We start from the raw sequence: 12,420 nt of genomic DNA, 5'->3' as shown, positions 1-12,420 counted from the left end.
CAAAAAAAGCCCGCCTGGCAGTGATGCCAGGCGGGTTTTTTATTGAGCGACGCAGACTCCTGTGGGAGCGAGCCTGCTCGCGAAAACGGAGTGTCAGGCGCCATTGCCATCGACCGGTACATCGCCATCGCGAGCAAGCTCGCTCCCACAGGGGCAGTGTGTACCTCAGCCCCTGCGCCGCTGACGCATCAGGTGCTTGAATCCCTCGAACACCAGCACCGCCACGGCCATCCAGATGGGGATGTAGGTCAGCCATTCACTGGCCTTGATGCTCTCGCCCAACAGCAGCGCCACGCCCAGCAACAGCACCGGTTCGACGTAGCTCAACAACCCGAACAGGCTGAACGGCAGCAGCCGGCTGGCAACGATGTAGGACACCAGCGCAGAAACACTGATCACGCCGAGCACCGGGATCAGCAGCGACAGCCACGGGTATTGATTGAACACCTCGAATCCCTGTTCGCCGCTCTGCACGAACCAGAGTGCCAGTGGCAGCATCAGCGTCATGTCCAGCCAGAGCCCGCCCAGGTTGTCGGTCTTGATGCGTTTGCGCAGGATGAAGTACAGCGGATAGCCCAACACCACCAGCAAGGTGGCCCAGGAAAAACCACCTACCTGGTACAACTCGTTGAACACGCCAAGGGTGGCGAAGAACACGGCGACTTTCTGCAGATACGAAAGGCGTTCGCCGTAGGCAATGCGACCGGTCAGGACCATCGACAGCGGCAGCAGGAAATACCCCAGCGACACGTCCAGGCTGTAGCCGTTGAGCGGCGCCCACATGAACAGCCACAACTGGGCGCCCATCAGCGCCGAGGACGCTATCGCAGCGATCAACAGGCGTGGCGTGGCAACCAGGCGCCGGATCAGCGCCGTTACCAGGTGCCACTCCCGTACCACCAGCATGAACACGGTCATGCACGGCATCGTCAGCAGCATGCGCCAGCCGAATATCTCCAGGCCGGTCAACGGTGAGAGCAGCGAGGTGTAGTAGTACATGACGGCGAACAGCGCGGAGGCTGAGACCGATAGAACGATACCTTTGGACACTGAGGCCTCTTATTAGTGGGCAGGGCGCCGTGGTAGTGAGGAGTTTACTTGTGGCGAGGGAGCTTGCTCCCGCTCGGCTGCGAAGCGGCCGCAACTTAAGGGGCCGCTTCGCGGCCCAGCGGGAGCAAGCTCCCTCGCCACGTTCCTTATTTCAATGAATGATTATGACGTACGCGGCACTCGCCCCGGCACGAAATGACCCACGTCATTGAACCCCGGTGTCGAGGCATGCCCCGGTGTCACCAGGGAGTCGATGAAGGCTTCATCCTCCGCCGTGATCTTCACGGCCTGTGCCTTGGTGTAAGAATCCCACTGCTCCTCGGTGCGCGGCCCGACGATGGCCGAGGTCACGGCGCGGTTGTTCAGGACCCAGGCGATGGCGAATTCGACGATGCCCACGCCCCGGCCCTGGGTGTATTGCAGGATTTGCTGGGCAATACGCAGGGACTCGACTCGCCATTCGGTTTCCAGGATGCGTTTGTCCAGGCGGCCGGCGCGGCTGTTGGCGTCCGGTGCCACGTCCGGCGCGTACTTGCCGCTGAGCACCCCACGTGCGAGGGGGCTGAAGGGCACTACGCCGAGGCCATAATTTTGCGCAGCGGTGATCTGCTCGGTTTCGGCCTGGCGGTTGACGATGTTGTACAGCGGCTGGCTGATCACCGGCCGGTCGATGCCCAGGCTGTCGGCGATCCGAATCACCTCGGCGATACGCCAGCCACGGTAGTTCGACAGGCCCCAGTAGCGGATCTTGCCTTGGCGAATCAAATCGCCAATGGCCGACACCGTGACGTGCAGCGGCGTGTTGTGGTCTTCGCGGTGCAGGTAATAGATGTCCAGGTAATCGGTGCCCAGGCGCGTCAGGCTGGCCTCGATGCCATTGAACAGGTGCTTGCGGCTCAGGCCGCTGCGATTGGGCACACCGTCCGGTGGGCCGAAGCCGACCTTGGTGGCCAGCACCCATTCCTGGCGGCGACTGGCAATCGCTTCGCCGACGATCTCTTCGGAACGACCGTTGGTGTAGACGTCCGCGGTGTCGATGAAATTGATGCCCTGGTCCCAGGCCTTGTCGATGATCCGCAGCGAGTCCTCGGTGCTGGTCTGTTCGCCGAACATCATGGTGCCCAGGGTCAAGGTCGAGACTTGCAACCCGGATTGGCCTAGCGTGCGGTAGCTCATGACAAGATCCTTTCATCCATGGGAAAGGCCCAATCAAACCCCAGAACAGGCGTACGGATCAAACAGATTTATCAAACACCCTAAATCGGGTAGCCAGGATGTCGGCTGCGCTCTGGGGCATGGGGGGCTCTCTTTATTATGATTTTTGCGAGCCAAGGGGTAACGTTGACCGCCCGTTGAGTCGCGGCCAGCCCAAGGCCGCGTGTCTTTGTGCCCGAGCACAGGATTTGGTCGCAGGTCCGGCGCGCCTGACCAATCGCGTTGACGTTTACACTCAAGACAATTACCCACGCCGCTTGCAAGGAACACTGCCCATGTTCGAACTTGATCACGATCTGGCCCAGGACATCGTCGACCGGGCGATGGCGATCCTGCCGTATAACGTCAACGTCATGGACAACCAGGGCCTGATCCTCGGCAGCGGCGAGCGCGAACGGATCAATACACGTCACGAGGGCGCGCAGTTGGTCTTGGCCAACGGTCGGGTGGTGGAAATCGATGAGCGTACGGCATTGCATCTCAAGGGCGTGCAGCCGGGGATCAACTTGCCGCTGATGCTCGATCAACGGTTGATTGGCGTACTGGGCATCACCGGTGAGCCAGAACAGTTGCGCACCTACGCCGAACTGGTGCGCATGACCGCCGAAATGCTGGTGGGCCAGCGCAACCAGCAGGCCGAGCAGCAATGGCGTCGCCAGCGTTGCGATGACTTGCTGGCGTTGCTGCTGGGGGACGCCGGGGATTCGCCGCGCTTGTTGGACGAAGCGCGGCAGATGGGCCTCAAGCCGCAGTTGCCGCGGGTGCCCTATCTGTTCGAGCTGGGCCTGGAGCACGGCCCCGGGCAGACCGTCGAAGCGCTGAGTGCCTGGCTGATGTCCCGTTACCCGGACAGCTGGTGCCTGACCTCGTCCAAATCTTCCTTGCTCTGGTGCCGACCCGCCACGGCCACGGTGGGGAACGAGCGGCTAGTGGGCAAGCTCGACGGACTGGGCTGGAACATTTTGCGGGTGGCGATGGGCGGTCAGGCCGAAGGGCTGACGGGCCTGCGTCGCGGCTACCGACGGGTGGCGGACCTGTTGGCCTACGGGCGCGATGTGTTGCCGCAATCGCGGTTGCTGGACCTCAGTCGCTATCGCCTGCCGGTGCTGCTCTGGCGCCACCGCAGCGAGGACGGCCTGGAGGAGTTGCTGACACCGTTGCGCAAGGTCATCGCCAAGGACGGCAACGGCCAGCTGCTCGCGACCCTGCGCAGTTGGTGTGAATACGACGGCCAGAGCCAGGCCTGTGCCGATGCCCTGGGTATCCACCGCAACAGCTTGCGCTACCGCATGGAGCGCATTGCCGAACTGAGCGGCGTGGATCCATTGCGGCTGGATGGGATGCTGGCGTTGTATTTAGGCGTGCAGCTGTTGCCGCAGGCCGAACTTCCATCGACATAGCCCCTGTGGCAGTCAGACCGTTATCGCGAGCAAGCTCGCCCACAGTTGATCTTTGTCGTAAACAAATCCCGGCTTCACCAAAGCCCCCTGTAGGAGCTTGCTCGCGATGAGGCCATCTCCTTCAGCAACTATCACCCTGCCAAACCGGTGTTTGTGAAACTGAACAATAATGCCCGGTGGCTTTTGTGCGGCGGACCGGCGTCACGGCGATGGTCAGCTGGCAGCATGCTGTACATCGGAACCGGAGAATAATATGAAAATAGTCATCGCCCCCGACTCGTTCAAGGACAGCCTCAGCGCCCAGGGTGTCGCCGATGCCATTGCCCAGGGGCTGTCCCAGGTCTGGCCGGATGCGCAGTTGATCAAATGCCCAATGGCCGATGGCGGGGAAGGAACGGTGGAGTCGGTGCTGGCCGCCTGTGATGGTGAGTGGCGCCGCAGCCGGGTCCGCGGTCCTCTGGGCGCTCCCGTCGAGGCGCGCTGGGGTTGGTTGGCCGACAGCCGCACCGCGATCATTGAGATGGCCGAGGCCAGTGGTCTGCAATTGGTGCCACCTGGGCAACGCGATGCCTGTTCCAGCAGCACCTATGGCACCGGCGAGTTGATTCGCGCGGCGCTGGATGAAGGTGCGGGGCGGGTGATCCTGGCCATTGGCGGCAGTGCCACCAACGATGCCGGTGCCGGTGCGATGCAGGCCCTGGGCGTGGTCTTGCTGGATGCGCATGATCAACCCCTCCCACCCGGCGGCCTGGCCCTGGCGAAGCTTTCGCGAATCGACCTGAGCGACCTGGACCCACGCCTGGCCCAAGTCAGTTTCGAGATCGCCGCCGATGTCGATAACCCGTTGTGCGGGCCCCATGGTGCTTCGGCGGTTTTCGGTCCGCAGAAGGGCGCCTCAGCCCAGCAGGTGCAGGCACTGGACCGCGCCCTGGGGCACTTCGCCGAACACTGCGCCCAAGCCTTGAACAAGGATGTCCGCGACGAGCCAGGCAGTGGCGCCGCCGGTGGCCTGGGGTTCGCGGCCAAGGCGTTTCTCGGCGCACAATTTCGTACCGGCGTGGACGTCGTTGCCCAGTTGACCGGGCTGGCCGATGCGGTTCGCGGCGCCGACCTGGTGATCACCGGCGAGGGCCGTTTCGATGCCCAGACCCTGCGCGGCAAAACCCCCTTTGGCGTGGCCCGCATTGCCCGTCAGCATGGCGTACCGGTGGTGGTCATCGCTGGGACGTTGGGGGAGGGCTACCAGGCGCTGTATGAACACGGCATTGACGCCGCCTTCGCCCTGGCCAGCGGGCCGATGACCTTGCAAGAGGCCTGTGCCGACGCCCCGCGCCTGTTGAGCGAGCGAGCCCAGGACATTGCGCGGCTTTGGCGGGTGGCGCAGCAATAAAGCGGTCGAGCCTGTCCCCGTGGCGAGTGCGCTTGCTCCCGCTGGGCTGCGCAGCGGCCCTGGGACCTGCCGCTCCGGTGCGTCAGGCTCAGTGGGATAACGCGATGCGGGAAGCTTTGAAAGCAAGGGTGGCGCGCTTTGGGATTTGAGATAGGGTTGACGCTGGATACCGCGCAATCAGGAGATGTGCATGCGCTTTTCAGCCTTGACCCAACGTATTACCGGCGAGGGTGCCGCTGCCTGGCAGATTCACGACCGGGCGCTAGCCCTGCGCGAGCAGGGCATGGATGTACTGCTGTTGTCAGTGGGCGATCCGGACTTTGACACGCCGCGCGCCATCGTTGACGCCGCTGTCGCCAGCCTGCGGGCCGGGGAGACTCATTATTCAGACGTCCGTGGCCTGTATACCTTGCGCGCCAGCATTGCCCGGCGTCATCGCCAGCGCTGCGGCCAGTCGGTGGGCGCCGAGCATGTCACTGTGTTGCCTGGGGCGCAGTGTGCGGTGTATGCGGTCGCGCAATGCCTGCTCAATCCCGGGGATGAAGTCATCGTCGCCGAGCCGATGTATGTCACTTACGAAGCGGTGTTCGGTGCCTGTGGGGCGACCGTGGTGCCGGTGGCGGTGCGCCCGGAAAACGCTTTTCGGGTCGAACCGGCCGATGTGGCCCGCCTGATTACCCCGCGCACCCGGGCGATGCTGCTCAACAGCCCCAACAATCCGTCCGGCGCCAGCCTGTCACTGCCTACCTGGCAAGCCCTGGCGCAGTTGTGCATCGAGCACGACTTGTGGCTGATCAGTGACGAGGTCTACAGCGACCTGCTGTACGAAGGTGAACACATCAGCCCGGCCAGCCTGCCGGGCATGGCCGAGCGCACCGCGACCCTGAACAGCTTGTCCAAGTCCCACGCCATGACCGGTTGGCGCATTGGTTGGGTCATCGGGCCTGAGCCCTTGGCCGAGCATTTGGCGAACCTGTCGTTGTGCATGTTGTTCGGCTTGCCGGACTTTGTGCAGCGTGCCGCCCAGGTGGCGCTGGAGCAGGACTTGCCTGAAGTGGCGCAGATGTATGAGGAGTATCGCCAGCGCCGGGATCTGGTGTGCGCGGTTCTGGGTGATTGTCCTGGTCTCAAGCCTGTGCGACCCGATGGTGGCATGTTTGTGATGGTCGACGTGCGCCAGACTGGCCTCGATGCCCAGGGCTTTGCCGAGCGGCTGCTGGATGGCTATGGGGTGTCGGTGTTGGCCGGTGAGGCATTCGGGCCCAGTGCGGCGGGGCATATTCGGATCGGGCTGGTGCTCGACCAGGTGAAACTGGCGGATGCGTGTCAGCGGATTGCCCTGTGTACGGCGGGGCTGCTGCGGGAGCGGCGGGCCTGAGGGGATTGCGCCTAGCTCAACGGTCCTATCACGATCAGAATGCTGTTCACTTAAGGAAAAACGGTGCTTCTTCCAGAGGGGGACCCTGTTTTTTTGAGGTTCGTAGTTTGTTTGGGGGGTATAGGTCGTGTGTATATCTGTTTCTGCGGTAACGGCTACTGGCGGTTCCGCTTTTACAGCGGGTCACTTTCGAAGAGCGCGAAAGTAACCAAAGCGCTTTAGCCCCACCACTTGGTGCCTCGCCTAGGCTCGGCATGCCCTCACTCCGGCATTGCTCCGTGGGCCGCCGCGAAGGACCATCCATGGTCCAGCGCGGCTATCCCGGCATCCATGCCGGGATGCCCACTGCGCAATGCCTGCGTTCGGCCATCGTGGTTAATGGGGCGCCGAGATCGAGATCAAGATCCAGAGCAGAGCAAAAGCAGGAAACCTCCAGCATCTTTGTAGCTGAACCACCGCTATCGCGAGCAAGCTCGCTCCCACATGGGTTTGTGGGGGTTCAAAACATCTGCACACGACACAAAAACCTGTGGGAGCGAGCTTGCTCGCGATGAGGCCAGCCCATTCAACATCTCCATTGACAGTGACATCGCCTTCGCGAGCAGGCTCGCTCCCACAGGGGAAACGCGGTCCCACCCAAACCAGGTCGGCTATAAGGCCGCCTCGCGGCGGACGTTGATCTGGGGCTAAAGCGCTTTGGTTACTTTCGCCTGGGCCGGCTTCCGGATTTTCGAAAGTGACCCGCCGTCAGGGCGGAACCCTAAGCAGCCGTTACCGCGAAAATGGATATACACACGACCTACAAATCCCGCCATTAAGATTTGCTGGACCTGCGCACAAGCCTCATCACCGCCACGAAAAACACCGGCACAAACACCACCGCCAACGTCGCGGTGATCATCCCGCCAATCACCCCGGTCCCAATGGCCTGCTGGCTCGCCGAACTGGCCCCGCTGGCGATGGCCAGGGGCACCACACCGAGAATGAACGCCAGGGAGGTCATGATGATCGGCCGCAAACGCAGGCGCGCCGCCTGGAGTGTCGCATCGACCAGGTCATGGCCTTCGTCGTACAGGCTTTTGGCAAACTCGATGATCAAGATCGCGTTCTTGGCCGACAGACCGATGATGGTGACCAGCCCGACCTTGAAGAACACGTCGTTAGGCATGCCGCGCAACGACACCGCCAGCACTGCGCCGAGCACGCCCAACGGCACCACCAGCAGCACCGAGGTGGGGATCGACCAGCTCTCATAGAGCGCCGCCAGGCACAGGAACACCACCAGCAGCGACAGACCCAGCAAAATCGGCGCCTGGCTGCCGGACAGGCGTTCCTGCAATGACAGTCCGGTCCATTCCTGGCCCAGTCCCGCGGGACCTTGGGCCACCAGCCGTTCGATTTCCGCCATGGCCTCGCCGGTGCTGTGCCCGGGTGCCGGCTCGCCGGAGATGCTGATGGCAGGGTAGCCGTTGTAACGGGTCAGTTGAGTCGGGCCTTGGGTCCACTTGGCCTGGACAAAGGCTGACAGCGGCACCATTTTCCCGGTGTCGTTGCGCACATGGATCTTCAACAGATCGGCCACCTGGCTGCGTTGATCGCCTTCAGCCTGGACCACCACCCGCTGCATGCGCCCTTGGTTGGGGAAGTCATTGATGTAGCTCGAGCCCACGGCAGTCGCCAGCACACTGCCGACATCGGCAAAGGACACGCCCAGGGCGTTGGCTTGCTTGCGGTCCACTTCCAATTGCACTTGCGGCGCTTCGGCCAAGGCGCTTTCGCGCACGTTCATCAGCACCGGACTTTTTTCCGCGGCGGCGAGCAATTCGCTGCGGGCCTGCATGAGGGTGGCGTGGCCGAGGCCGCCGCGGTCCTGTAAGCGGAACTCGAAACCGCTGGACGTCCCGAGGCCATCCACCGGCGGCGGGAGTACGGCGAAGGCGACGGCATCCTTGATCTGGCCGAAGGCCTGGTTGGCGCGCTCGGCAATGGAACTTGCCGAGGCATTGCTGTCACGCTCCGACCAGTCCTTGAGGGTGGTGAATGCCAGCGCGGCGTTCTGCCCGCTGCCGGAAAAACTGAAGCCCAGGATCACCGTGCTGTCGCCCACCCCGGGCTCGCCGGCGTTGTGGGCTTCGATCTGCTCGACCACCTGCACCGTGCGGTTCTTGCTCGCACCGGGCGGCAATTGGATGTCGGTGATGGTGTAGCCCTGGTCTTCCACCGGCAGGAAGGAGGAGGGCAAGCGACTAAACAGCAGGCCCAGGCCCACCAGCAGCACGCCGTAGATCAGCAGATAGCGCCCGGTGCGCTTCAGTGCATAGGCCACCCAGCCCTGATAACGATCGCCCAATTGATCGAAACGCCGATTGAACCAGCCGAAGAATCCGCCTTTTGCGTGGTGTTCGCCATGGGCGATCGGTTTCAACAGGGTCGCGCAGAGAGCTGGGGTCAACGTCAAGGCGAGGAACGCCGAAAACAGAATCGACGTGGCCATGGACAGCGAGAACTGCCGATAGATGACACCCACCGAGCCTTGCATGAACGCCATCGGAATAAACACCGCCACCAGCACCAAGGTGATGCCGATGATCGCTCCGGTGATTTGTTGCATCGCCTTGCGCGTCGCTTCCTTGGGCGACAACCCTTCGCTGGCCATGATCCGCTCGACGTTTTCCACCACCACGATGGCATCGTCCACCAGGATGCCGATGGCCAGCACCATGCCGAACATGGTCAGCACGTTGATGGAAAAGCCCAGGGTAAACATTGTCGCGAAGGTGCCCATCAGCGCCACCGGGACCACCAAGGTGGGAATCAAGGTGTAGCGCACGTTCTGCAGAAACAGGAACATCACGGCGAACACCAGCAGCATCGCCTCGGCGAGGGTATAGACCACCTTGGTGATGGATACCTTGACGAAAGGCGACGTGTCGTACGGGATCTTGTATTCCACACCGGCCGGGAAATAGCGCGCCAGTTCGTCCATTTTCTCGCGCACTCGGTTTGCCGTGCTCACGGCATTGGCCCCTGGTGACAATTGCACGCTGACGGCGGTGGACGGCTTGCCGTTCAAGCGGGTGGAAAACTGATATTCCTGGCTGCCGACTTCTACCCGTGCAACATCAGCAATGCGCACAGTGGAGCCGTCGGGGTTGGCCTTGAGCACGATGTCGGCGAATTCTTCAGGCGTCGACAATTGACCTTTGACCAGCACGGTTGCGGTGATTTCCTGGGTCGTACGGGTCGGCAAGTCACCGATGCTGCCCGCCGAAACCTGGGCGTTCTGCGCCACGATGGCGGCGTTGACGTCGGCCGGGGTCAGGTTGAAACCGAGCAGTTTCTGCGGATCGATCCAGATCCGCATCGCCCGTTCGGCGCCATACAACTGGGCCTTGCCGACACCGTCCAGACGCTTGATCTCGTTCATCACGTTGCGTGCCAGGTAATCGCTGAGGGCCACGTCGTCGAGTTTGCCGTCATTGGAGGTCAGGGTGATCAGCAGCAGGAAACCGGCCGAGACCTTATCCACCTGCAAGCCTTGCTGGGTGACCGATTGGGGGAGGCGCGACTCTACGGCCTTGAGGCGATTCTGTACGTCGACCTGGGCCAGTTCGGGGTTAGTGCCGGGTTGGAACGTCGCGGTGATGGTGGCGCTGCCCAGGCTGCTTTGGGAACCGAAATACAACAGGTTGTCGGCGCCGTTGAGTTCTTCCTCGATCAGGCTGACCACGCTTTCGTCCACGGTTTGCGCTGAAGCGCCCGGGTACACGGCATAGATCTCGATCTGTGGTGGCGCGACGTCGGGGTACTGCGCCACCGGCAGGCTCGGGATGGCCAGCGCACCGGCCAACAGGATGAACAACGCGACCACCCAGGCGAACACCGGGCGGTCGATAAAGAACTGCGGCATAGGAAACGTCCTGCTTACTGACCAGGGACCTGGGCAAGGGGAAGAGGGGAGTCGTCGATCCGGACTTTTTCACCGGGACGGGCATGTTGCAGGCCTTGCACCACAATGCGGTCGCCGGGCTTCAGGCCGTGGGTGACGATCCAGCGGTCTTTTTGTACGGCGCCCAATTCCACCGGCTGCAGGCTGACCTGTTGCTGCGCGTCGAGTAGCAATACTTGGGCAACGCCGGCGCTGTCGCGCTGGATGGCCTGTTGCGGCACGCTGATGCCTTGCCGGTCGACAGCTTGCTCCAGGCGTACGCGCACGAAGCTGCCCGGCAGCAGGTCGAGGTCGGGGTTGGGGAACTCGCTGCGCAAGGTGATCTGGCCGGTGCCCGGGTCGACAGCGATGTCGGTGAACAGCAGCTTGCCCGGCAACGGGTAGAGGCTGCCGTCGTCCTGGATCAGGGTGGCTTTGGCCTGATCCTGGCCGATCTGCTGCAACTGTCCGGAACGCAGGGCGCGGCGCAGTTCGTTGAGCTCGCGGGTCGATTGCGTGAGGTCTGCGTGGATCGGGTTCAACTGCTGGATGAGGGCCAGTGGCGTGGTTTCATTCTGCCCCACCAGTGCGCCCTCGGTCACCAGCGCCCGGCCGATGCGTCCGGCAATCGGTGCGGTGACGGTGGCATAACCCAGGTTCAGCCTGGCCCGTTCCACGGCGGCCTTGTTGGCGGCGACATCGGCGGCGGTCTGGCGGACGGCGGCGCGGGCATTGTCGTAGTCCTGGCCGCTGATGGCGTTATCGTCGATCAACTGCGAGTAACGTTGCGCTTGCAGGCGGGCCTGGAACGCGTTGGCCTCGGCTTTGCGCAGCGCCGCTTCGGCGCTGTCCAGGTCAGCCTTGAACGGCGCCGGGTCGATCCGGAACAGCACGTCGCCTTTCTTCACGTCGCTGCCTTCGCGAAAGACCCGCTGCAACACCACGCCGGGTACGCGCGCGCGGACTTCGGCGGTCCGCGGCGCGGCAATGCGCCCGCTCAGTTCGCTGCTGATGGACAACGGCCGGGCCTGGAGAGTCTCGACGGTCACGGTGGCCAGCGGCGCTTCATCGGCGGGGGGCGAGGCGCTGTCACAGGCGCTCAACAGCAGTGCCCCGAGCAACAGGCCCAGGGTGGCGAAGGTGTTCGTTGACATGGTGTTTCCCCAATAATGAACGTTGCCATGCTACGGGCGTCGGCCGCTAGCATCGGTAAAGCTTTGTAGGGGGAGTGTGAAATTGTGTAAGGGGTTTGCTCGGGAATGGGCGAGGGCGTATATCCTTGGCTGCTTGAGATTTTCTGCGCTTGTCCTATCGCGATAGGGTCCTGCCAGGCGCCCCAGCACTTTCTGGAAACACCATGCCCAACATCCTCCTGGTCGAAGACGACACCGCACTCTCCGAGCTGATCGCCAGTTACCTGGAGCGCAACGGCTATCAGGTCAGTGTGCTCAGTCGTGGCGACCATGTCCGCGAGCGGGCCCGTGTCGATCCGCCGGATCTGGTGATCCTCGACCTGATGTTGCCGGGATTGGATGGCTTGCAAGTCTGCCGCTTGTTGCGGGCCGACTCGGCAACCTTGCCGATCCTGATGCTCACCGCCCGGGACGACAGCCACGACCAGGTGCTGGGCCTGGAGATGGGCGCCGACGACTACGTCACCAAGCCATGCGAGCCCCGGGTGTTGCTGGCGCGGGTGCGCACCTTGTTGCGTCGCAGCAGCCTCACCGAACCGCAGACGGCCAACGATCGCATCCTCATGGGCAACCTGTGCATCGATTTGTCCGAGCGCACCGTGACCTGGCGCGGGCAAGCGGTGGAGCTTTCCAGCGGTGAATACAACCTATTGGTGGTGCTGGCCCGTCATTCCGGGGAAGTGCTGAGCCGCGACCAGATCCTGCAACGGCTGCGGGGCATCGAATTCAATGGCACTGACCGCTCGGTGGACGTGGCGATTTCCAAGTTGCGGCGCAAGTTCGACGATAACGCCGGTGAGGCGCGCAAGATCAAGACGGTGTGGGGCAAGGGGTATCTGTTCAGCCGTTCCGAGTGGGAATGCTGA

8 protein-coding genes are annotated in these 12,420 nt (G+C 62.9%); 4 read left to right on the top strand and 4 right to left on the bottom strand.

Annotated features, from left to right (window positions below; genetic code table 11):
* Nucleotides 1-165: 165 nt before the first annotated feature.
* Together rarD and QNH97_RS16430 are read right to left on the bottom strand one after the other, a co-directional pair.
* Nucleotides 166-1,050 (bottom strand): EamA family transporter RarD, encoded by an 885-nt coding sequence (gene rarD / locus QNH97_RS16435; protein ID WP_283552950.1) that lies wholly within the window; start codon nucleotides 1,048-1,050, stop codon nucleotides 166-168.
* Between the two features lie 162 nt (nucleotides 1,051-1,212).
* The gene (locus tag QNH97_RS16430; RefSeq protein ID WP_283552949.1) at nucleotides 1,213-2,226 is read right to left on the bottom strand and encodes an aldo/keto reductase; all 1,014 of its coding nucleotides are present in this window, start codon (nucleotides 2,224-2,226) and stop codon (nucleotides 1,213-1,215) included.
* A gap of 314 nt (nucleotides 2,227-2,540) precedes the next feature.
* On the opposite strand from QNH97_RS16430, the gene QNH97_RS16425 reads away from it, so the two are divergent.
* The 3 genes from QNH97_RS16425 (at nucleotide 2,541) to QNH97_RS16415 (ending at nucleotide 6,433) form a co-directional block, all read left to right on the top strand.
* Nucleotides 2,541-3,665 carry a sugar diacid recognition domain-containing protein gene (locus QNH97_RS16425; RefSeq protein WP_283552948.1) on the top strand — a complete coding sequence of 375 codons (1,125 nt, stop codon included), beginning with the start codon at nucleotides 2,541-2,543 and terminating at the stop codon, nucleotides 3,663-3,665.
* Between the two features lie 253 nt (nucleotides 3,666-3,918).
* A complete protein-coding gene (locus QNH97_RS16420; RefSeq protein WP_283552947.1) occupies nucleotides 3,919-5,055 on the top strand; it encodes a glycerate kinase in 1,137 nt (378 codons plus the stop codon).
* Nucleotides 5,056-5,245: 190 nt separating this feature from the next.
* Nucleotides 5,246-6,433 carry a pyridoxal phosphate-dependent aminotransferase gene (locus QNH97_RS16415; RefSeq protein WP_283552946.1) on the top strand — a complete coding sequence of 396 codons (1,188 nt, stop codon included), beginning with the start codon at nucleotides 5,246-5,248 and terminating at the stop codon, nucleotides 6,431-6,433.
* An 814-nt stretch (nucleotides 6,434-7,247) separates the two neighbouring features.
* On the opposite strand, the gene QNH97_RS16410 is transcribed toward QNH97_RS16415, so the two are convergent.
* Both QNH97_RS16410 and QNH97_RS16405 read right to left on the bottom strand, forming a co-directional pair.
* Complete coding sequence (locus QNH97_RS16410) at nucleotides 7,248-10,343, bottom strand: multidrug efflux RND transporter permease subunit (protein WP_283552945.1); 3,096 nt, start codon at nucleotides 10,341-10,343, stop codon at nucleotides 7,248-7,250.
* Nucleotides 10,344-10,357: 14 nt separating this feature from the next.
* Nucleotides 10,358-11,515, bottom strand: coding sequence for an efflux RND transporter periplasmic adaptor subunit (locus QNH97_RS16405; protein WP_283552944.1), 1,158 nt, complete (start codon nucleotides 11,513-11,515; stop codon nucleotides 10,358-10,360).
* A 203-nt stretch (nucleotides 11,516-11,718) separates the two neighbouring features.
* On the opposite strand from QNH97_RS16405, the gene QNH97_RS16400 reads away from it, so the two are divergent.
* The gene (locus QNH97_RS16400) at nucleotides 11,719-12,420 is read left to right on the top strand and encodes a response regulator (protein WP_283552943.1); all 702 of its coding nucleotides are present in this window, start codon (nucleotides 11,719-11,721) and stop codon (nucleotides 12,418-12,420) included.

The sequence above is a fragment of the Pseudomonas sp. G2-4 genome (assembly GCF_030064125.1).
Lineage (GTDB): Bacteria > Pseudomonadota > Gammaproteobacteria > Pseudomonadales > Pseudomonadaceae > Aquipseudomonas.
This window is presented reverse-complemented; position numbering and strand designations above follow the sequence as displayed.

Bases quoted from the DNA above. Each gene is read 5' to 3' on its own strand.
- QNH97_RS16415 (WP_283552946.1), top strand. From the start codon at position 5,246: ATGCGCTTTTCAGCCTTGACCCAACGTATTACCGGCGAGGGTGCCGCT.
- QNH97_RS16410 (WP_283552945.1), bottom strand. From the start codon at position 10,343: ATGCCGCAGTTCTTTATCGACCGCCCGGTGTTCGCCTGGGTGGTCGCG.
- QNH97_RS16430 (WP_283552949.1), bottom strand. From the start codon at position 2,226: ATGAGCTACCGCACGCTAGGCCAATCCGGGTTGCAAGTCTCGACCTTG.
- QNH97_RS16420 (WP_283552947.1), top strand. From the start codon at position 3,919: ATGAAAATAGTCATCGCCCCCGACTCGTTCAAGGACAGCCTCAGCGCC.
- QNH97_RS16405 (WP_283552944.1), bottom strand. From the start codon at position 11,515: ATGTCAACGAACACCTTCGCCACCCTGGGCCTGTTGCTCGGGGCACTG.
- QNH97_RS16425 (WP_283552948.1), top strand. From the start codon at position 2,541: ATGTTCGAACTTGATCACGATCTGGCCCAGGACATCGTCGACCGGGCG.
- QNH97_RS16400 (WP_283552943.1), top strand. From the start codon at position 11,719: ATGCCCAACATCCTCCTGGTCGAAGACGACACCGCACTCTCCGAGCTG.